The organism is Litoreibacter sp. JB4-2 (assembly GCF_055693445.1).
The window spans coordinates 598,907-619,352 of record NZ_CM146334.1 but is presented as its reverse complement, the minus strand read 5'-3'; the positions used below and the strand labels follow the sequence as shown (position 1 = coordinate 619,352).

General features: G+C 54.9%; 23 protein-coding genes and 1 pseudogene. 9 read left to right on the top strand and 15 right to left on the bottom strand.

Annotation, left to right across the window (positions count from 1 at the left end):
• Positions 1-56: 56 nt before the first annotated feature.
• The 3 genes from rpsI to ACZ1G7_RS03075 all read right to left on the bottom strand — a co-directional run bounded on the left by rpsI (position 57) and on the right by ACZ1G7_RS03075 (position 1,601).
• A complete protein-coding gene (gene rpsI / locus ACZ1G7_RS03085; protein WP_472662224.1) occupies positions 57-569 on the bottom strand; it encodes a 30S ribosomal protein S9 in 513 nt (170 codons plus the stop codon).
• A gap of 2 nt (positions 570-571) precedes the next feature.
• Positions 572-1,033: a 50S ribosomal protein L13 gene (gene rplM / locus ACZ1G7_RS03080; RefSeq protein ID WP_472662223.1), complete on the bottom strand. Its 462-nt coding sequence runs from the start codon at positions 1,031-1,033 to the stop codon at positions 572-574.
• A 148-nt stretch (positions 1,034-1,181) separates the two neighbouring features.
• Positions 1,182-1,601, bottom strand: coding sequence for a PaaI family thioesterase (locus tag ACZ1G7_RS03075; RefSeq protein WP_472662222.1), 420 nt, complete (start codon positions 1,599-1,601; stop codon positions 1,182-1,184).
• 59 nt (positions 1,602-1,660) lie between these two features.
• On the opposite strand from ACZ1G7_RS03075, the gene ACZ1G7_RS03070 reads away from it, so the two are divergent.
• The gene (locus ACZ1G7_RS03070; protein WP_472662220.1) at positions 1,661-2,446 is read left to right on the top strand and encodes an enoyl-CoA hydratase; all 786 of its coding nucleotides are present in this window, start codon (positions 1,661-1,663) and stop codon (positions 2,444-2,446) included.
• Here the strand turns inward: ACZ1G7_RS03070 and ACZ1G7_RS03065 are convergent.
• Positions 2,443-3,042, bottom strand: coding sequence for a lytic transglycosylase domain-containing protein (locus tag ACZ1G7_RS03065; RefSeq protein WP_472662218.1), 600 nt, complete (start codon positions 3,040-3,042; stop codon positions 2,443-2,445). The genes ACZ1G7_RS03070 and ACZ1G7_RS03065 overlap by 4 nt on opposite strands.
• Positions 3,043-3,204: 162 nt before the next feature.
• On the opposite strand from ACZ1G7_RS03065, the gene ssb reads away from it, so the two are divergent.
• The 5 genes and pseudogenes from ssb to ACZ1G7_RS03040 all read left to right on the top strand — a co-directional run bounded on the left by ssb (position 3,205) and on the right by ACZ1G7_RS03040 (position 6,544).
• The gene (ssb, locus tag ACZ1G7_RS03060) at positions 3,205-3,714 is read left to right on the top strand and encodes a single-stranded DNA-binding protein (protein ID WP_472662217.1); all 510 of its coding nucleotides are present in this window, start codon (positions 3,205-3,207) and stop codon (positions 3,712-3,714) included.
• A gap of 116 nt (positions 3,715-3,830) precedes the next feature.
• Complete coding sequence (locus ACZ1G7_RS03055) at positions 3,831-4,649, top strand: ABC transporter permease (RefSeq protein WP_472662216.1); 819 nt, start codon at positions 3,831-3,833, stop codon at positions 4,647-4,649.
• Positions 4,650-4,659: 10 nt separating this feature from the next.
• A complete protein-coding gene (locus ACZ1G7_RS03050) occupies positions 4,660-5,469 on the top strand; it encodes an ABC transporter permease (protein ID WP_472662215.1) in 810 nt (269 codons plus the stop codon).
• Positions 5,466-5,887: pseudogene (locus tag ACZ1G7_RS03045) on the top strand (ABC transporter ATP-binding protein); the annotation flags it as partial. The gene ACZ1G7_RS03050 and the pseudogene ACZ1G7_RS03045, both read left to right, overlap by 4 nt.
• A gap of 24 nt (positions 5,888-5,911) precedes the next feature.
• A complete protein-coding gene (locus ACZ1G7_RS03040; protein ID WP_472663654.1) occupies positions 5,912-6,544 on the top strand; it encodes an ABC transporter ATP-binding protein in 633 nt (210 codons plus the stop codon).
• Here the strand turns inward: ACZ1G7_RS03040 and ACZ1G7_RS03035 are convergent.
• The 9 genes from ACZ1G7_RS03035 to ACZ1G7_RS02995 form a co-directional block, all read right to left on the bottom strand.
• Positions 6,541-6,996 carry a hypothetical protein gene (locus tag ACZ1G7_RS03035; protein WP_472662214.1) on the bottom strand — a complete coding sequence of 152 codons (456 nt, stop codon included), beginning with the start codon at positions 6,994-6,996 and terminating at the stop codon, positions 6,541-6,543. The genes ACZ1G7_RS03040 and ACZ1G7_RS03035 overlap by 4 nt on opposite strands.
• 107 nt (positions 6,997-7,103) lie before the next feature.
• On the bottom strand, positions 7,104-7,721 hold the full coding sequence (locus ACZ1G7_RS03030; RefSeq protein ID WP_472662213.1) for a TetR/AcrR family transcriptional regulator: 618 nt from the start codon (positions 7,719-7,721) through the stop codon (positions 7,104-7,106).
• Positions 7,714-8,583: a polyphosphate kinase 2 gene (gene ppk2, locus ACZ1G7_RS03025; RefSeq protein WP_472662211.1), complete on the bottom strand. Its 870-nt coding sequence runs from the start codon at positions 8,581-8,583 to the stop codon at positions 7,714-7,716. Before ppk2 ends, ACZ1G7_RS03030 begins: the two co-directional genes overlap by 8 nt.
• 46 nt (positions 8,584-8,629) lie before the next feature.
• Entirely contained in the window at positions 8,630-9,520 is an 891-nt protein-coding gene (locus tag ACZ1G7_RS03020; RefSeq protein ID WP_472662209.1) for an alpha/beta fold hydrolase, read from the bottom strand.
• Between the two features lie 73 nt (positions 9,521-9,593).
• Positions 9,594-10,514, bottom strand: coding sequence for a homoserine O-acetyltransferase MetA (gene metA / locus ACZ1G7_RS03015; protein ID WP_472662207.1), 921 nt, complete (start codon positions 10,512-10,514; stop codon positions 9,594-9,596).
• 42 nt (positions 10,515-10,556) lie between these two features.
• Positions 10,557-11,417, bottom strand: coding sequence for an ATPase (locus ACZ1G7_RS03010; RefSeq protein ID WP_472662205.1), 861 nt, complete (start codon positions 11,415-11,417; stop codon positions 10,557-10,559).
• A gap of 55 nt (positions 11,418-11,472) precedes the next feature.
• Positions 11,473-12,384: a DMT family transporter gene (locus ACZ1G7_RS03005; protein WP_472662203.1), complete on the bottom strand. Its 912-nt coding sequence runs from the start codon at positions 12,382-12,384 to the stop codon at positions 11,473-11,475.
• Between the two features lie 110 nt (positions 12,385-12,494).
• Complete coding sequence (locus ACZ1G7_RS03000; RefSeq protein WP_472662201.1) at positions 12,495-13,664, bottom strand: OmpP1/FadL family transporter; 1,170 nt, start codon at positions 13,662-13,664, stop codon at positions 12,495-12,497.
• A gap of 167 nt (positions 13,665-13,831) precedes the next feature.
• Positions 13,832-14,716, bottom strand: a complete 885-nt coding sequence (locus ACZ1G7_RS02995; protein ID WP_472662200.1) for a DMT family transporter — start codon at positions 14,714-14,716, stop codon at positions 13,832-13,834.
• Positions 14,717-14,782: 66 nt separating this feature from the next.
• Between ACZ1G7_RS02995 and ACZ1G7_RS02990 the strand changes: the two genes are divergently transcribed.
• Positions 14,783-15,418 carry a hypothetical protein gene (locus tag ACZ1G7_RS02990; RefSeq protein ID WP_472662198.1) on the top strand — a complete coding sequence of 212 codons (636 nt, stop codon included), beginning with the start codon at positions 14,783-14,785 and terminating at the stop codon, positions 15,416-15,418.
• Between the two features lie 3 nt (positions 15,419-15,421).
• Here ACZ1G7_RS02990 and guaA read toward each other — a convergent pair whose 3' ends face one another.
• Positions 15,422-16,984 carry a glutamine-hydrolyzing GMP synthase gene (gene guaA, locus ACZ1G7_RS02985; protein ID WP_472662196.1) on the bottom strand — a complete coding sequence of 521 codons (1,563 nt, stop codon included), beginning with the start codon at positions 16,982-16,984 and terminating at the stop codon, positions 15,422-15,424.
• A 157-nt stretch (positions 16,985-17,141) separates the two neighbouring features.
• Here guaA and ACZ1G7_RS02980 point away from each other — a divergent pair, with 157 nt between their 5' ends.
• Positions 17,142-18,686 (top strand): trimethylamine methyltransferase family protein, encoded by a 1,545-nt coding sequence (locus tag ACZ1G7_RS02980; protein ID WP_472662195.1) that lies wholly within the window; start codon positions 17,142-17,144, stop codon positions 18,684-18,686.
• 12 nt (positions 18,687-18,698) lie between these two features.
• Here the strand turns inward: ACZ1G7_RS02980 and ACZ1G7_RS02975 are convergent, their stop codons facing one another.
• The gene (locus ACZ1G7_RS02975; RefSeq protein WP_472662193.1) at positions 18,699-18,989 is read right to left on the bottom strand and encodes a DUF6477 family protein; all 291 of its coding nucleotides are present in this window, start codon (positions 18,987-18,989) and stop codon (positions 18,699-18,701) included.
• Positions 18,990-19,470: 481 nt separating this feature from the next.
• Here ACZ1G7_RS02975 and ACZ1G7_RS02970 point away from each other — a divergent pair, with 481 nt between their 5' ends.
• Positions 19,471-20,346, top strand: coding sequence for a DUF6456 domain-containing protein (locus ACZ1G7_RS02970; protein ID WP_472662192.1), 876 nt, complete (start codon positions 19,471-19,473; stop codon positions 20,344-20,346).
• The last annotated feature ends 100 nt before the right edge of the window (positions 20,347-20,446 follow it).

The following is a 20,446-nucleotide window of genomic DNA, read 5'->3' as shown; positions in this document are numbered from 1 at the left end:
GAAACGAAAAAGGGCCGCTCTTCCGAGCGGCCCTTTTGCAAATTGTGCAAAGCAGCTTAACGCTTAGAGAACTGGAAGCTCTTACGCGCTTTGGCCTTACCGTATTTCTTCCGTTCAACAACGCGGCTATCGCGGGTCAGGAAGCCTGCCGCTTTCAGCGCACCGCGCAGGCTTGGGTCATAGAGCTGCAGCGCTTTCGAGATGCCATGCTTAACCGCACCGGCCTGACCGGACAGGCCGCCGCCTTTTACAGTCGCCATCACGTCGAACTGGTCTTCAGTACCAGAGACAGTGAAAGGCTGGCGAAGGATCATCTGCAGCACGGGGCGTGCAAAATATGTGTTTTGCTCTTTGCCGTTTACTGTGACCTTGCCTGAGCCTGGTTTGATCCAGACACGGGCAACAGCGTCTTTCCGTTTGCCGGTCGCGTAGGCGCGCCCCAGCTCGTCACGGACAGGCTCACGTGTGATTGCAGCCGATACGGTCTCCGCGGCGCTTGGCGCTTCAGCCAGCTCAGCAGTGTCGACGACGTCTTTCAGATCGTCGAGGGATTTTACTTCATCAGCCATCGTTATGCGCTCCGCGTGTTTTTCGGGTTCATGGCTTTGACGTCCAGAACCTCAGGAGATTGTGCTTCATGCGGGTGCTCTGCACCTGCGTAGACGCGAAGATTTGTCATTTGTTGACGCGACAGAACACCGCCGGGCAACATGCGCTTGACGGCCATGGTCACGACACGCTCAGGGTGCTTGCCGTCCAGAATTTGCTGCTTGGTGCGCGACTTGATCCCGCCGGGGTGGCCGGTATGCCAGTAAAAGTTCTCTTCACGCTTCTTGCCAGTCATCTGGATTTTGTCAGCGTTAATGATGATCACGTTGTCGCCCATATCCATGTGCGGCGTGAAAGAAGGCTTATGCTTGCCACGCAGGCGCATAGCCACGATAGACGCAAGACGGCCCAGAACAACGCCTTCAGCGTCGATCAGGATCCATTTCTTGTCGATATCGCTTGGTGTAGCGGTAAAGGTTTTCATGGGTCATCCTCAGAATCTTTAGCCTTTGGGCAGCGGCCCGCAGGGATTGCGCTGTTCTAAGGGTTCTGGATGCACAGTCAATGCATTGCGTCGTGTTTTAAATGTTTGAAAACAATAGTTTAAAAATAAGGTAATATAATACCCCAAATTATGAGGACGGAATTGAGTAAGTCAGAGACGCCCGCGCGACATATTTCTCGGGTTCTGCCTCAGAATAGAGGCGACCTTCAGTAACGGCCAAGGTGCGACCAAGCTTTAGAAGCTCCATGCGGCACAAGATACGGCCTGGCGCAGGTTTGCGCATGAAATCAATCGAGCAGTTTGTCGTCACCGCCAATGCAACTGGGCCCAGCCGGGAAAGAATACAAAAATAAGCGCAAACATCCGCAAGGCCAAACATTGAAGGCCCAGAAACAGTGCCGCCGGGGCGCAGATGTTTTTGCGATGCCGAAAGTGCCATTATGACATGTCGTTCGCTTACTTCGACGAAATCAAAATCATCGGCGACCTGCGTGAACTCCTGATCCAGAAACACCTCAAGATCATCCGCCGTCATTTTAAGTGTCATGACTTTCCTTCATCGTAACTTCACGGTTAACTAAGCCCAAAGATTGAGGGGCTTGCAATATGGACGACGCTTATCTTTTGCGCGACGATCGTGATGGCGTTGCGTGGCTCACGATGAACCGTCCTGAAAAGTTGAACGCTTTGTCGGATGAAATGTTGGCGGCGTTGCAGGCGAGCTTTGATGAGATTGCGCAGAGCGCTGACATTAAGGCGGTGGTCTTGCGCGGCGCAGGTAAGGCCTTTTGCGCGGGTCACGATCTAAAGCAAATGACGGCCGCGCGACAGGCAGAGGATGGCGGCGCTGCTGCGTTCAAGGACTTGTTTGACCGATGTGCGGCCATGATGCTGACGATCAAGAAAATGCCGCAACCGGTCATAGCCTCAGTCCATGGGATCGCAACAGCAGCAGGCTGCCAGCTTGTGGCATCTTGCGATTTGGCGGTCGCGGAGGAGGGGACGCGTTTTGGCGTTAACGGCGTCAATATTGGTCTGTTTTGCTCAACGCCAATGGTTGCTTTGTCGCGCAACATTCACGCCAAACAGGCGTTCGAGATGTTGGTCACAGGCGAGTTTGTCGACGCCGCGCGTGCGCGAGAGTTAGGTTTGATCAACCGGGTCGCGAGCAATTTGGAGGATGAGACGGATGAGTTGGCGCAGATCGTCGCATCAAAACTGGGCGTCGCAGTCCGCTACGGAAAATCCGCGTTTTACCAACAACTCGAAATGGGTCAAAGCGATGCATACGCTTTTACTGGCGATGTCATGGTCGCCAATATGGCCGAACGGGATACGGAAGAGGGGATAGCAGCATTTTTGGAAAAACGCCCGCCGAACTGGGAGGTCTAACTGCCCAAAATCTTGCGAACGTAGTTTTTTGTCTCTTTGAAGGGCGGCACGCCGTTGTATTTCTCAACTGCTCCAGGGCCGGCATTGTAGGCCGCAAGGGCAAGTCGCCAACTGCCAAACTTACGATACATCTGGCGCAGATAGCGTGCGCCGCCTTCCAGATTCTGGTTCGGGTCATGCGGGTCCACGCGCAAAGTGCGCGCGGTTTGGGGCATCAATTGCGCAAGGCCAATCGCGCCTTTGTGGGAACGCGCGCGTGGATTGAATCCGCTTTCCTGTTGGACAAGGCGCAAGAACAAATCCTCGGGAATACCATGTTTTCGCGCCGCTGACTTGGCGGCGTTCAGATACACGCCCCGGTAGCTTCCGCGATAACGTGGGATGCTGCTGGCCCCGACAGTGTAGTCTTTCTTACCGGGCGTATATTTCGTCGAGGCTTTGTATTGCGATGACAATCGGCCATCCAGCAGCCGCGATTGCGACTTGAAAACCCGGTCGCGAGCAGAGCTTGAACCTGAGCCGCTGACACCATCTGCGAATACCGGTGCGCTAATCACAGGTCCCATCGTCAAAGCCATCACCAACAGCACACGCATCTTGAAACCGACCCACCTATTCCTGTTGAGCGCAATATAGCGATTTGTGCGAAAGGGACCAGTCCCGGCGCTATGACAGCAGATTTTGCGCCTTGGGCACTGTTTGTTAACCATCTCTCGCTGTATCTAGAGGTCTAAACTGAGATTCGGGAGAGGTCCAATATGGCTGGTTCGGTTAACAAAGTAATTCTTATCGGCAATCTTGGGCGCGACCCTGAGGTCCGTACATTCCAAAATGGCGGCAAAGTATGCAACCTACGCATCGCAACCTCCGAGACTTGGAAAGACCGCAATTCGGGCGAACGGCGCGAACGGACCGAATGGCACTCGGTCGCTATTTTTTCAGAACCTCTGGCGCGTGTCGCTGAGCAGTATTTGAAAAAAGGCTCTAAAGTATATCTTGAGGGCCAGCTTGAAACCCGCAAATGGCAAGATCAATCCGGTCAGGATCGCTATTCAACTGAGGTGGTTTTGCGGCCTTATACGTCGACACTGACCATGCTCGACGGGCGCGGCGAAGGCGGCGGCGGTGGATCCTACGGCGGCGGCAATCAAGGCGGCGGTTATAGCGATGATCCGATGGGCGGCGGCGGAAGTCAGGGCGGCGGATCGTTTGGCGGCGGGGCTCAAGGCGGCGGGTCCAGCGATCTCGACGACGAAATCCCGTTCTAATCAAAGCGGGGCCTTGCCCCTTTTGAGCATTCGTTTCAAACTCACCCCCGGAGCTGAACCCCGGGGGTCACAACATCGCCAAGTCACTGGATATAGAGGCCAAAAGAGGCCTGCTGTTGGTGTCACCCACAGCCGTATATGTCTTGTTGCTACTTGCGGCACCCTTGGCTGCCGTCCTGACATTTAGCTTTTGGACGCAAGACTTTCTGACGATAGACAAGACCCTGACGCTCGCAAACTATCGGGAGGCTTTCTCGGAACCGCTCTACCGTGTTCTGATGGTCCGCTCACTGATTATTTCGGGTGTCGTAACGGTCGTGACCGTCGTACTGGCTTTCCCGATAGCCTATTTTGTCTCTTTCTATGTCGAGCCTTCGCGCAAGGCACTTTGGATCTTTTTGATCACCATTCCGTTCTGGACCAGCTACCTGCTGCGTGTGTTCCTTTGGAAAGTGATTTTGGGCTTCAACGGTGTATTGAATTCAGGGCTCTTGTCGTTAGGTTTGATCGACGAGCCGATCACCTTTATCCTGTATAACGCCAATGCGGTCGTGATCACGCTCGCGCATGCTTTTGCGCCTTTCACCATCCTGCCGATATACGTAGCGCTTGAGAAGATTGACCGTTCATTGTTGGAAGCGTCACGCGACCTTGGCGAAAACCGATTGACCACGTTTTTCCGCGTCACCTTGCCTTTGGCGATGCCCGGTGTGGTTGCCGCTACACTAATTGTGTTTATCCCGACCATTGGTGACTATGTCACGCCGCGCCTTGTCGGCGGGCCAAACGGTCTAATGATCTCGAATATGATTCAGACGCAGTTTCTAAAACTAAACAACGCACCGATGGGGGCGGCGCTAGCCATTTTGGCGATGTGCGCCGTGACAGCGATTTCGCTGATCTTCGTGCTGATGAACCGGCGATATCTGCGATGATGGGGCAAGCATGAAAGGCGGCTGGCTGCGCATCTATGCCATCGGGTATTTGGTCTTTTTGTACCTGCCTGTCGTGCTTCTTCCGCTTTTTGCGTTCAATTCCGGCACTGTGATGGCGTTCCCTCTGAAGGGCTTCACGACCGAGTGGTTTGTGCAGTTGATGGGGATTGAGGCGCTACATGGTGCGTTGCTGAACTCTGTCTTCATTGCCTTCACGACGGCCTGTCTGTCAGTAATACTTGGCATTTGCGCGGCGCGCGCCTCGACCCGGTTCAGCTTTCCGTTCAAGGCGCCAATCATGGGGGCGATCATGGTGCCACTGGTCTTGCCCGAAATTATCGTTGCCGTCTCGTTGCTCGTCGTCGTCGTGCAGGTTTTGGGCTTGCCACTCTCCGCCTGGACCGTTGTCGCTGGGCACACACTGATCTGCACCCCCTTTGCTATTGCGATTTTGACTTCCGCTTTCAAAGGCCTCGACCAGTCCTTGGAAGAGGCCGCAGTTGATTTGGGCGAAACGCGATGGGGGGCATTTACTTCGATCATTCTGCCGCTGGTCAGCCCCGGTATCGTCGCGTCATTTTTGATTTGCTTCACGATCTCGCTCGACGAGTTCATTATTGCGTTCTTCCTGACGGGTGCTGAACCCACCTTGCCGGTCTACATTTGGAGCCAGCTGAGGTTTCCAACCAAAATCCCAGCCGTGATGGCATTGGGCACACTGATGCTGGTGGCATCGTTGATTATTTTAAGCGTCGCTGAATACTACCGGCGACGGGGCGTTGCCCGCGTCGGCGGCAAAGATAGCGGGGGCTTTCTGTGAGTATTATTTCCCTCAAAGGTATCGAGAAATTCTATGGCGACTATCATGCGCTGCGTGGAATCGATTGTGAGATCGCGGAAGGTGAGTTTTTCTCCCTTTTAGGCCCGTCTGGCTGCGGCAAGACCACCCTTCTGCGGGTTATCGCGGGATTTGAAGATGTCTCCGACGGGACAGTTGTGATCGCTGAACAAAACATGGCTGGCGTTCCTGCCAATAAGCGGCCCACAAATATGGTGTTTCAAAGCTACGCCATATTCCCGCATCTCAGCGTAGCAGAGAACGTGGGCTACGGTTTGCGCAAAGCGCGCCTGCCTGCATCTGTGCTTTCAGAAAAAGTCGAAAACGCCCTAAAAATGGTTGGGCTCGAAGGGTTCGGCGCACGCAGCTCGCATGCGTTATCGGGGGGCAGCGCCAACGGGTTGCTCTTGCTAGAGCGCTGATTTTGGAACCAAAGGTCTTGCTTCTGGACGAACCGCTTTCCGCGCTGGACAAAAAGATGCGTGAACAGATGCAGACCGAACTGCGCCGCTTGCAACGGCAAGTTGGGATCACATTCATTCTGGTTACCCATGATCAGGAAGAAGCGTTGATCATGTCGGACAGAATTGCAGTGATGTTTGAAGGCGAAATCGCGCAGCTCGCGAGCCCGCAAGAGCTGTATCGCCGACCCGTGACGCGGCGTGTCGGTGAATTTATTGGCGTTATGAATTTTCTGGACGCGCGCCAGATCGACACTGGCAGCTCAGACATACGCTTCGATGTGGACGGGCTTGGCGAGGCACGGATTAACCCCGAACAACTGCCGCGCGATGCGCGTGCATTCGCGCCTGTGGTCGGGCTGCGGCCTGAGGCATTGACGATTGTCTACGACAGCGCCGAGAAAAACGTGGTCGCTGGTGAGGTTGTTGACCTCAGCTACTACGGCGACATGACCTATTATGAGGTACGTCTAGAAGGCACCACGACCCCCGTGACCATTTCTATGAAAAACCTGACAAGCCGCCCCGTTCTGGAACGCGGGGCGCAGACGCGGATCAGTTGGGACGAAGGGTCGCTCGTCGTCTTTTCGGCTTAGCCGTATTCCAGTTCGCGCGTCTCTTCGATATCGAGAGTTTCTTCAACGCTTGGCTTGGGCAGCGCTAAGCGTTTCGAATTTATCTCAAGCGCGGATCCGGTCATGCTGGCGACGCCTAACGTTTTGATCAGATCGAGCGGCATATCTTCGCCCAGGATCGAATAGAGCGACGGCAGCAATTCATAAAGTTCGTAAAGGTCGCCGTCTTTGCGCGATGACAGAATGATAGTCGAAACATATGGGCTATGACGCTCCGCGGACAGGGCCACGGAATGCGCAAGCTCATCTTCGATCCGTTCTGACATGATCAGCAAGTCGAGCGCGCCGCGTCGCGCAAAGGCAAGCCCGCTTTCAATTTCCAAAGCGGTGAGGACATGAAACCCCTGTTTCAACAGGGCAAAGGACAGGTTGGTCTGAAACGTAGCATTTTCGTGGACGATCAAGGCACGCATGGCAGGGCTCCCAGGTTGGCTCGCCCGATCACTGTCTCTGAGTCGTTCTAACGCTTTCCTAAAATTTGTAGGGTTTTTGATAGAATTCCGACTTATCCCGAGAAATCTCAGCTATCGGGCCGGATCAAACCTAAACCGCGCAGGTAAATGCCGATCCCGGTCTCCAATAAATCCTCGGGCGGGAAGGGAGTTTTTGCCCCGGGCGTGCCGCGTGCAAATAGCTCGACGACGCCGTGACTCATCGCCCAAATATGGGCTGAGAACATGGAAGGAGGCGGGCGTTTGTCTGCTGGGATATGCTCTGACAAAGCGGTCGCTGCGCGTTCTAAGACACCGCTGGACCGTTCGGCGGCGCGCGCCAGATCAGCATTGGATTGAAGCGACAATCCGCTTTCGAACATCGCAACATAGTGGCCTGGAAACTTGCGCGCAAAGGCAAGATAGGCGCGACCTGTCGCCTCAAACGCGGCCAAAGCGGAAGGGTGGCCATCGGCATACGCATGTTCCATCAGATCGCCAAAGATGCGGTGCCCCTGCAAAGCGCATTCGGCAATCAGGCTCTCGCGCCCGTCAAAATGGCGATAGACGGCGGCTGGCGTAACTCCTGCCGATTTCGCCGCCTCGGCCACGGTGAACCCTTGCGGGCCCTTTGCTTCGATCAATTGCAATGCTGCGTCAACGAGCGCTTGCTTGAGATTGCCATGATGATAGCCGCGTTTAGGCATGCCAGATATCTGGGCCTCCGCAAATCTTCGCATCGGGGGCGTCAAGCAGTTTGTCGTCGCGCCCTTTGTATTCAGAGGTCCATAAAACGGTCTTGAGTGCCGCAATGCGCGCCCGCCGTTTGTCATCTGTGCGGATCACGGTCCATGGCGCATGTGCAGAATGCGTGCGCTCGAACGTCTCGGCAATCGCGTCGGTATAGGCGTCCCAACGGTTCAAACCTTCAACGTCAATCCAGCTGAGTTTCCACTGTTTCAATGGGTCTTTCTCTCGGTCAAGAAAACGGCGCAGCTGTTCTGCCCGACCAACATTGAGCCAGAGTTTGACCAGTGTGATGCCTTCTTCCGAAATCATCTGTTCAAATTGCGGGGCTTGGGTGAAAAACTTTTCTCTTTGTTTGTCTGTGCAAAACTCAAAAACCTTCTCGACGACGGCGCGATTATACCAGCTGCGGTCAAACAGAACCATTTCTCCCGCGCTTGGGAAGTGGTCGATGTAGCGCTGGAAATACCATTCGCCTTGTTCGCGGTCGGAGGGTTTGGATAGCGCAACAGTGCGTGTCACGCGTGGGTTCATATTCTCGCGCAGCCGCTTGATCGTTCCGCCTTTTCCCGCCGCGTCACGGCCTTCAAAGACGACGATGACGCGATCACCGGATTCCTTGATGTGTGACTGCAGCTTCACCAGTTCGATCTGAAGCGCCTCAAGCGTCTCCTCATAATCGTCCTTATCCATACGGGTGTCGTACGGGTAACTGGCATCAAGTATCCGGCCCTTCTTGGCCCCTTTGATCGCGTCGCGCACCGCATCTGGTGCAGTCTCCTCAAAGAACGTGCTTATCGCGCCGTCAAAGGGTAGGGACATGGAGGCTCTCCTGATCGTGGTCGTCGCAGGACTATGCAGGCTTTGCTTAACGCAGGCCAGCCCGAACTGCGGCGCGCTTGATCGCTGCCAAAGCAGCCGGTTCGTTCGCGTGATGGGGCATATGGCCGATCCCAGGCAGTTCCGTCAGGTTTGCGCTTGCAACTTGGGAGGCCAGCACCCTTGCATGTACCGCGATCGGCACTGTCGTGTCCGCGGTTCCATGGACGATTTCCACTGGGATTTTGATCCCAGGATAGTGTTTTTGCATCTCGACAATATGCGGCTTCACAAATCCAACCTGCTGCGTGGTTGCTTGCAAAGTGACCGTCGATTTCGACAGGGCGGGCCCCATATGATCGAGGTATCCTGCGGGCACTGGGTCGGGTTTGAAGATACCGTTCGTTGTGCCTTCCAACCGCTGCCGCGACGCAAGTGCCGACAAAGTCGGAACTAGAATATTGCGCCCCAAAAATCCGGTTGTGGTTGTGTACCAGCTGTCTAGCTCGCCTTGCCACTCATTCGAGACACCTGCGAGCAAAACCAGTGCGCGTGCTTGCTCTGGATGATTTAGGACCCAGGACAAGGCGACAGCACCGCCAAAAGAATGCCCGACTATGACGGCATTCGTCACGCCCAATTGCTTGGCTGCCGCCGACAGCAGGGCTGCTTGTTCGGCTGGCGTTTCACCAAGACCGGCGCGGTTTTCTATTCGTTCGGTATATCCGTGGCCGGGGCGATCAAAAGCGATAACGCGGAAATCGTCGGTGAGCTTTTCAACCATCGAAAGTGTGAAGTCGCGCAGGTTCCCACCGGCGCCGTGGATCAAGATCAGGTCGGGGCCGGCCCCTTCAACCAAAACATGAACCTGTGTACCATCAACATCTAAGAACTGACCGACAGGAGGCGTCTCGCGCATTGCGGTTGAGTTGTTGCGCAAGTGGGAACCCTCTACAAATGCGGCGCAGGCGCCGAGCAGCACGAAGACCGCGATGAGACAGAGTTTCGCAGCCCTATGCACCGATCTGCTCTAGATCGAATGGAGTCGTCTGGTAGATCTCGTTGATCCAGTTGCCGTAGAGCAGATGTGCGTGGCTGCGCCAGCGGTTATAGGGCTTCTGGCTTGGGTCGTCGTCTGGATAGTAATTCATTGGAACATTGATGGGCGTGCCAACGGCGATGTCTCGGTCGTATTCCTGCTTTAACGTGTCTTTGTCGTATTCAAAATGATTAAAGATATAGAGCGCGCGATGGGCGGGATCCTCAATAAGGCAAGGCCCGGTTTCGTCACTGCCAAGCAGTGTCTTCAATCCGTTTCCGGCAGCGTCCACTTCGCTCTGTTTCACCTCCGTCCAGCGGGAAACAGGGATCACACACTCATCAGAGAACCCGCGCAAAAACGGCGACGCCTCGTCTAGGTTGTTTTGTTTGAAGCAGCCAAACGCCTTTGCGTTGAGCATATGTTTGTCGATCCCGTGGAAGTGTTTCAGCATTGCCATTGCGCCCCAACAGACCCCAAATGTGGAATGCACATGGGTCTGAGTCCAAGCCATAACGTCGAGCAGCTCATCCCAATATGTGACCTCCTCAAAAGGCAAATGTTCTATCGGGGCTCCCGTGATCAGAAGACCGTCAAAGCGTTCATTTTTCACGTCTTGGAAGGGGCGATAAAACTCTTCCATATGTGCCGCCGAGGTGTTTTTGGTCTGATGCTCCGTCATGCGGATCAGGGTTAGATCAATCTGCAAAGGCGTAGCGCCGATCAACCGGGCAAACTGGTTTTCGGTCTGCACTTTCATCGGCATCAGATTCAAAAGCGCAATGCGCAATGGTCTAATGTCCTGCCGGTCCGCCTCGGCCAATCCCATAACCATCACACCTTCGCGCTGAAGCACGTCAAAGGCGGGTAGGTTGGATGGCAGGCGGATCGGCATCGAAAAATTCCTTAGCTTCGGGCTGGTTAGATAGGCCGCGCCTTACGTCTTGCCAAGGGTTGCTTCGATCAACTCATCGAGAAGCGCGGGTGATGTACATTTAGCGAGATCAAGATGCGACACGCTGATACCAAAATTCTCTTCAATAGCCCGGTAGCGCGGGTCGCGGCCAGAAATGGCGCGCGCATAGGTGAATGTCATGAAGTCGTTGGGATCGACGTCTTCTTCTTGCAGTTTGTTCGTGTCTAGATACTCGTCCCAGATCGCGCTCAGAAATTCAGGCCGGTAGCACATCGGTTTCGGCGCGCGCTTGAATCGGTGGATCAGTTCCGCCTCATGCTCTGGCGAGCCTTCAATACGCACCATCAAATGGTTTTCGGCTAAAGCGTTCAACAGCGCGTCGTCTGGGTCGAAAGGGTCGACCACTTCGCAAGTAGAACCGCCACTGTCGCACACAAAATTGTCGTAACCATATAGGTCCTTTGCTCGCGCGATAAAATGCGCCGTGTCATAAAGCGCGGAAACTTCGGCGCGGTGATGCTGGGCCTGCCGTTTTTGGTATTCCTCAAAGCTGAGACCACCTTTGGTCGGATCGCCTGGCTTGCCCAGATAGGTGGACAATGGCGACAGGTCCTCAAAAGTCAGGTTCGAAGCGATGTAGATTGAATCCGAGCGCAGCAGTTCCGCCAGAAACGGATCCTGCATGGCGCGGCGCTTAAAATTGTCGGTGATATACTCGCCCATGTAGCGCGTCCCGATGCGGTAATCGGCGGAGTAATGGAACCACTCACCTGAGGCACGCAGCATGTTGGAGACATGCGTCTTGCCGAGCCCAGACATCCCAAAAAACAGGATCCGTTTGGACGGGCTCGCACGCCAGTCTTTCGCTGAATTGTAAAGCATCGCACCGTCCTTGCCGCGTTTCGGCTTGTTAGGTAGCGCTGAAAACCGGGCCTGCCTAGGGCGGTCTGCGCAAAAGCGCGAAGATGCGACCATCGAGTACCAGCAGCCCCAATGCTAAAACCCCAAAGCCGATCAAGGCGTTTGACGACAATGCCTCGCCGAGAACAACTGCACCGAGGATGATCGCGACGGGAACGATCAAAAGAGTGCACAGCATCAGATTGCCCGACCCAGCCATAGCAAGGACGCGGTAATAGAGTAGATATGCTCCTGCAGTTGCGATGATGGCGTAGTATGCAATCGCGACAAAAGTGTCGATCTGCAGGTCTGTGCTAGGCACACCATCAATAATCAAAGCGGCCGGGACCATAATCAATGAAGCGCCGGTCACCATTCCTGCCGCTGCCATCTGCGGGGGTAAACCAGCCATTGTTTTACGCGCCCATGCTCCTGCAAGTGCGTAAGACACGGTGCCTGCAAGAACTGCCAATTGCGCAAGAGACCGCAAATCGAAATTGCGTAAGTTATCGAGCCCGATGGCAATCGTCACACCTGCAAAACCGATCAGCGCGCCTGCCAGCCTGTTGGCCGTTAGGCGTTCATCAGTGAACACCAGTGCCGCGACCAGAACCCCAAAAATCGCCGTTGCCGCATTGAAAATTGACGTCAACCCTGTCTCGATATGCAGCTGACCCCAGGCCATGAGTGAGAAGGGGATCACGTTGTTTAGCAACCCCATGACCAGAAACGCTCCCCAAACTTTTGGGTTTCTGGGAAGCGGCAACCCTTTCAGAGCAATATAGAGCCATAGGATCAAGGCCGCCCAGAACACGCGATGCGCCACGGTTGTGACGAATGGCACCTGATCCAATGCGACGCGGATGGAAAGGAAGGACGCCCCCCAAATGACAGAAAGCAGGATCAGTTCGCCCCAGGCGCGCGTGGAAAGAGTTTTTTGATCGGGCATGAGCGCTTTCTAGCGTGGCGCCGCACGCGACCGCGACCCGAAACATGCGCAAGAAACAAAAAAAGCCCCGCCAAAATTCGGCGAGGCTTTTTGTTCGTTTGTCGATGGCTTTAGAAGCTGTAGCCGACCTTTAGACCGACTGCGACGGCCTTGTTGTCGGTGAAGTTGCCCGCTGCCAATCCGCTTGCCGCGCTCAACGTGGTATCTGCATCGCCAATTTTAATGTAGCGCACACCACCGGTTACCTTGATGGGCCCATTTGTGTATGTGCCGCCAAGGCCAATGCTGATATTGCCATCTGTTGGCCCTAGGTTGGATGAAAACCCACCATTGGACTTTTCATAACCTAGCGAAACAGCACCTGACCAGTTTTCGTTGAACCTGCGGCCAACACCCAGGTTATAAGTAATCACGTCATTTCGGTATGATACGAGCGAGCTGCCGGTCGGGTTTGTCGCGCTGGTTGTCGCGATTCGGTAGCCGGTCGGTGATACGTCGAAATCGCTCCAATCAACCCAACGAATGGATCCGAAAAGCAGGGTATCCGCTGCGATCCCAGTTTGAAAATCCAAGTTTATAGATTGTGGCGTTTCAACATTTGTGACCGTGCTAAGCGGACCAGCAGGCCCATTTTCAACCGTGCCAAAAGAATGCGCAATTTCGGAAGAGTAGGTTAACGCCACCCGTAACGCGATTTCGGGACGTTCATAGGCTGCGCCCGCAACAAAACCTAAGCCATAGTCTTTGTCACCGCGCGCAGTGTAAGTGATACCTGCTGTTGGCCCCGCGGGTGCCACGATGAACGGGACATCAGCTTGTGCCTGAAAGGACTGATACCGAAGCCCACCATGAACAGAAAACTTTTCGTCAATTTCGTATCGCAGTAGGCCTGTTATCGCGTCCGACGTAAGTTCTGCTACAGAACCACCTGCGAAGTATCCTGTGCCTGTTGGATAGTTCACGTCGGCACCAAAGGGCTGATCGAAAATTAGAGAAAATGAAAGCTTGTCGTTGAATTGATGTTTATAACCTAAGCCAAACAGGGAATAGCTTTCGCTCATGTTGCCGCTAGAAGCACCCGGTGTTGGCTGTGCGGGGTTGGCTGCAGCACCAGCACCGACGCCAGACACTGTTGGCGAGACGTGGCCATAGGAAAATTCGACGTAGCTTCCTTCTTCAAAGATGATGCCGATATTCTGGCCGGAGCGATCAACGCCACCCGCGTGGGCGGCAACGCTCGACAGCGCAATCACGGCTGTTGATGTTGTCAAAAGTTTCATCTGAGTCCCTCCCGAAGACTTTTTCTTATTCTCACGCACAGTTAGCGTCCTGCCTTTGACTGCGTCAATTTGTGACCCTGCGTCAGAACGTTGTGACGTCTTGCACCGTGTGTTTTTCCGTCCGTTTCGTGGCGAAAACCCCACAGGTGCCCTTAGGTAACAATGGTTTATGAAACCTTAACGTTTCTGCGTTCAGCCGCAATATTAAGGTAGTTTGCGCCGAAAATGATACATGCGCCGAGGATAACTTGCCACTCCAAGAGCTCGCCATAAAGCCAAACGCCGATAAGAGCGATGACCGGTAAGCGCGCGAAATCGCACGGCATCACGATGGAGGCCGGCGCAAGCTGCAATGCGCTCGTAAGGCAGAAATGCGCCAGCAAACCAGTGACAGACACGACACCGACCCATCCCATGATCGTGGAACTCGGGAAGGCCACGTCGCCATCATAGATCGAGAAAAGCGTACCGAGGACCGCTTGCATCACAACAAGCCAGAACAAGATTGAGGTTATCTTTTGGGTGCGTGTGAGGATCTTGGTAAAAATGGCTGAGCCTGCAAACCCAATCGCAGCCCCTGCGGCAAGCAGCACGCCCGGCTCGATATTTGAAAAGTCGGGACGCGCGACAATCATAGCACCGGCGAAGCCCAAAATTGCCACGAAGATCCGCAGCGCTGTCAATTTCTCAGCCAAAAAAATGGGGGCCAGAAGCGCAATCCAGATTGGTGAGGTGAATTCCAATGCAACGACTTGTGCAAGCGGGGCTATTGCGATCGCCGCGAACCACAGGTTCTGACCTGCGAAATGTGACAGGTTGCGCGCCAGATGCAGATCCAGCCGCGTGGTTTGAATGTCTTTCAGCGTCCCGACAGCGGCGCCAATGCAAACGACCAGCACAATGCCAATAAAGGAGCGGTACATCATCAACTCAAACGTATCGAGTTCTGCCACAACGGCCCGCCCGGCGACAGCCATCGTGGAAAAGGACACAATCGCCCCTATCATCCAGATTGCGGCTTTAAAGGGCTGGCTTTGATCAGGGGCGGACACGGATAATTGCCTGTGGTGGTTGTTCCGGGCTGACGGTAGCCTTGGGGTTTAAAGGGATGGAATGCAATGCGATATCTTGTTCAGGTGCTCGTTTTGATTGTGTTGGCAACCGGTGCCGTTGCTGAAACCCAGCGCGTCTACCGTCAAACAGCTGAGCCGATCCTGCGCACCGCACACCAGTTGTTTCGTGACATGCCGCTTTTTGATGAAGCCATGGGGGTCGAAGGGCACTGCGGCGCCGACGCGCATGTCCATGCGCAAATGGCTTATTGCACCAGCACGAACTCGATCCTTTACGATCTTAGTACCGAGTTTTCGGAACGCGAATATTACGAACTGGCCCATTTGCTGGGTCATGCAGTCCAAGTGCGCCACGGTGTCGCTGATATCGCCCTGAAACAAATCCGCGCACGCCGTGATGAAGAGGCCAAGCTGCGCGGCTGGGTTACACAACAGGTTGAATGTATCGCCGGTTTTATTCACGGTGCGTCCGGCGCGGACCCGTTTGTACTGGCGCAGCACTACGACAGTGAGCCGTTTACTGGCAGCCATTGGGGGCGGAACCCTTTGTCAAAAGGACCACGGGTTTCCATCGGGCTGAAGACACGTCAGCAGTGGTTCGATATAGGTCGCAAAGGCGAACTTGCAGCTTGCGCGCCGGGTGAATTCGGGTCCGAACTGCTGCTCAAAGCGCTACGCTAGCGACTATTCCCACTCAATCGTTCCGGGCGGTTTCGATGTGATGTCATAGGTTACACGGTTGATGCCGGGCACTTCATTGATAATCCGCGTTGCGGTTTCACCCAGAAATTCGTGGTTGAAGGGGAAGTAATCGGCAGTCATGCCGTCAACGGATGTGACCGCACGTAGAGCACAGGCATAGTCATAGGTGCGCCCGTCACCCATCACCCCCACTGTCTTGACCGGCAAAATGGCAACGAAAGCCTGCCAAATGTCATCATAGAGCCCATGTTTGCGGATCTGGTCGATATAAACCGCGTCGGCCTCGCGCAGAATGTCGAGCTTGGCGCGGGTGATCTCGCCCGGGCAGCGTATCGCAAGACCCGGTCCCGGGAACGGGTGGCGTCCTATGAAGCTGGCGGGCAAACCTAGTTCGCGGCCCAAGGCACGGACTTCGTCTTTGAAAAGCTCGCGCAAGGGTTCGACCAACTGCATCCCCATTTTCTCGGGCAAACCGCCAACATTGTGGTGCGATTTGATTGTCACCGACGGCCCGCCGGAAAAACTAACAGATTCGATGACATCCGGGTAAAGCGTGCCTTGCGCCAGAAAATCTGCGCCGCCGATCTCCTTGGCTTTTTGTTCGAACACGTCGATGAACAGCTTGCCAATGATTTTACGTTTGGTCTCAGGGTCGGAAACGCCCTCCAACTGCCCTAAGAAAAGTTCGCTCTCATCGGCATGGATCAACGGCAAGTTATAGTGTTCGCGGAACATACCCACGACTTCGTCGCTTTCATTTTTGCGCATCAACCCGTGGTCAACGTAAACACAGGTCAGCTGCTCGCCGATGGCTTCATGGATCAAGACCGCCGCGACGGAACTGTCAACGCCGCCAGACAGGGCACAAATGACCTTGCCGTCGCCGACTTGGGCGCGGATCGCTTCAATCGCTTGTTCACGGTAGGCGCCCATGGTCCAATCGCCGCTAAAGCCCGCCAAACGAATAAAGTTTTCGTAAAGCGTGGCGCCGTTGGGCGTGTGGTGCACCTCGGGGTGGAACTGCACAGCATAGAAGTTTCGCTCGGCGTCCGCGGTTATCGCAAATGGCGCGTTGGGGGAGGTGCCATAGACTTCAAACCCCGGAGCAATCTGGGCGACATGGTCACCATGGCTCATCCAGACTTGTTCTTTGTCGTCTTTGAACCAGCCTTTTAGCAGCTCGGTTTTGTCCGATGACGGCGTGACATAGGCGCGGCCGAACTCCGCCGTGCCGTGGCCGCGTTCAACTTGGCCACCTAGCATTTGCATCATGACCTGTTGGCCGTAGCAAATGCCAAGGATTGGCACGCCAAGATCGTACACTCTAGCCGGTGGGCGCGGGCTGTCCTCATCAATGACAGAACAGGGACCGCCCGAGAAGATGACCGCTTTAGGCGCAAATGCGGCCAGAAAAGCGTCATCGACAAGGTTGAAGGGGTGAATTTCGCAATAGACGTTCAACTCACGTAACCGGCGCGCAATAAGCTGCGTCACCTGAGAGCCGAAATCGATGATGAGGAGGCGGTCGTGGCTTTGTTCTGACATGGTTTCCTCTACGATTCCTCACGCGAGACTTCAAGCCGGGGCAGAGGCCGTTTTTAGGCAGCTATGTCGCTTTCCCGCCTAGATGGCCGAATTTTGGCCGTAACCCGTGCTGGCTTGCCTGTATGACAGAACAGGGTTGGCAACAGGGATGGCACCAATGAGCGAAACAACAGCAGCACCAAGACGCAGAACGCGCGGCGGCGGCGGGGCGGCTCGGCGTGCGGAACGCACAGCTGTTAGCGTCGAAACCGCAAAATATATCGAACGTAATATTCCTGACTTCGAAGTCCTCAATGAGGAGGCTTTGGAAATTATCGAGGCAAATGCCGAAACGGTGCTGGCAGAGATTGGTGTCAATTTTGTCGACAATCCCGATGCCTTGGTCCGTTGGCGTGAGGCCGGCGCAGAAGTCGAAGGCGAACGTGTCCGCATCCCGCGTGGTTTGGCGCGTGAGCTTTGCAAAACTGCGCCATCAACCATCACCCAGCACGCGCGCAACCCAAACCGGAATGTTGAAATCGGTGGGCGCAATCTGGTAATCGCACCGGTTTACGGCCCGCCCTTCGTGCGCGACACCGAGGGTGGTCGCCGGTATGCGACGATCGATGATTTCCAAAAGTTCGTTAAGCTGGGCTACATGTCCAAATGGTTGCACCATTCCGGCGGCACAGTTTGTGAACCCACAGATATTCCGGTCAACAAACGCCATCTCGACATGCTCTACGCGCATATGTCGCTCAGTGATAAACCATTCATGGGCTCTGTGACGGAGCCAGAGCGCGCGCAAGATTCGGTAGATATGTGCGAAATCCTGTTTGGCGGTTTAGACGGCCGAACTGTGATGACCTCGCTAATCAACATCAATTCACCGCTGACATTCGATTCAATCATGATGGGCGCGTTGGAGGTCTATGCAAAAGCCAATCAGGCCTGCATCGTGTCGCCTTTCATCGTGGGCGGGGCAATGGCGCCGGTCTCTGTTGCGGGAACGCTCACGCAGGTTTTGGCAGAGGTCCTAGCCGGCGTAGCCTATAGCCAACTAATACGAAAAGGCGCGCCGGTGATCATGGGCGCGTTTGTGACATCGATTGATATGAACTCGGGTGCTCCGACATTTGGGACACCGGAGGCGGCACATATCACTTATGGGGCGGGGCAACTGGCACGGCGGCTGGGACTGCCCTACCGCTCCGCGGGGTCTTTCTGCGGATCGAAATTGCCCGATGCACAGGCAGCCTACGAGACGGCAAATTCGCTTAATGTTGGGCTGCTGGCTGGGGTGAATTTCATGCTGCATGGCTGCGGCTGGCTCGAAGGTGGGCTGGTATCGTCCTTCGAAAAATTTGTGATGGACGCCGACCAATTGGGCACATTGCACGGGCTCGCAAAGGGGGTCGCGGTTGATGAGAATGCGCAAGCTATGGATGCCCTGCGCGAAGTTGGGCCGGGCGGGCATTTCTTAGGTTGCGCGCATACGCAAGCCAATTTCAAAGAAGCGTTCTGGCGCTCCGATTTGCTGGACTACAAACCATTTGAAACATGGTCCGACGAAGGCGCGCGGGACACGCAAGCTTTGTCGAGCGCGCGTGTTGAGAAACTTTTGAACGACTATCAGCAGCCCCATTTGGACCCAAGTGTTGATGAGGCGTTGAAGGAATATATCGCAAAGAAAAAGGCGTCGATGCCCGACGCCTTCATCTGATGTGATCATATCTTAGGCGCGCAACGTCAGCGGCAACAAACGGCATTCGGCGATTAGTGCGACCAAAAGTTCAATATGTTTGGAGGCGCGGTAGCCCGCGTCGCCCGATTTGCGGGTCTCTTCTAGGGCTTCTTCCTGAGCGATAAGGTTTTCAACAATGGCTTTTGTTGCGTTGCGCGGGCTCTGGCCCGTCAGTCGTGCCAGGTCACGTGTACGATTGTAGTCGCCAATCCCAAATCGGGCGGCGCGAACAAGAAGACGTGGCCTGCGAAGTGTTGCGAGAAAGCCATTTAGCTGGTGCATTCGAAGTATTCCTTTTGAGAGCAGATATCAGTGTCCCGCAGAAATTATCTCCATATTTTAAAGCGTTGCGGCGCGGCGTGTGCATCGTGCGCAGTGGATAAACTTGTTTATAAAAAATAAACTAAATCGTTAGAAATAGCGTCGCGTTAACCAACATTAAAGAAATGAGTCGCAGTTTTTGCGGTGTAAATTTCGCGACGGGGGTTGCTGACAGATGGAAATTATTCCGAAAAATCAAGCGATAGAGGGCGTTCCAACTTGGGTGCCTGCCCCAGTTCAACGGTATTTGAAACATGTAGAATACGGTTTGTCGTTAAGAGATGTCGCAAAGGGGGAGGGCTGCCATGCCTCAACCGTGTTGCGTCAGGTCCGTCGGTTTGAAAATCGTCGGGATGACCCTCTTATCGACGAAGCATTGGATGGTTTAGGGGCCCTTATGCAGCCCTTGGATCAGCAAATGATTGAGAGAGGACAGACATCAATGAACGCCTATGCCCGACCCAAGGCCCTGCCTGACGAAGAAACCTTGGCCCGTGAGGCAAGACGCATTTTGCGCCGGTTGTGTGAAACGGGTGCGGTTCTTGCGCTTGCGCCCGAACTTGGGAAAGCGGTTGTGCTGCGCAGCCGCGCTGAAGACCCAGAAGCCCCACCCGTTCGTACTGCGGTGATCGACCGCGACATTGCGCAAGCTTTCGCATTGAAGGATTGGATATCCTGTACGGGCACCGGGCGCATTGCCCGCTACGCGATCACTTCCGCTGGCCGTGCTGCGGTGAAACGCTACCTCTCTGAGGATTCTGCGCGCCGCCGTGATCGGCCTGACGATCAAGTCGATTCATTTCAGGAACAACATATCGAATGGGGCACCAAGGATGTGCCGTCCCCTGACGCCTCCACTGGCAAGTCCGCGATGCGATACAACGTCGCCGAAAGCCCGTTGACCATGCTGTCACGGCGTAAGGACCGAGATGGAAAGCCGTTTCTTGATAACGATCTAGTTCAGGCCGGTGAGCGGTTCCGGGAAGATTTTGAGCTGGCGCAGATGGGGCCACGCGTGGCGCAAAACTGGGAACGATTCATGACCTCGGGTGACCGTGGCGCCTTTGGCTCCGACAATGGTGTCGCCGAGGGGCCGCGCGCCGCCCGCGAACGTATCACGTCTGCCCTTGACGATCTGGGGCCGGGCCTTGGCGACATTATCATGCGCTGTTGCTGCTTCTTGGAAGGATTGGAAGCCGCCGAAAAACGCATGGGGTGGTCGGCGCGCTCAGGCAAGGTCGTGTTGCGGATCGCGTTACAGCGCCTGCGTCGGCATTACATCGACAAACATGGCTCGGTCAGTGCGTTAATCGGTTAAGTCCCAGCGATCATATGGAAATAAGAAGGCGCGCCTAGTGTGGCGCGCCTTTTTCGTGCAAAGCTGCTATGCACTCCCTGTGCTTGCTCTCTCTAGGTCA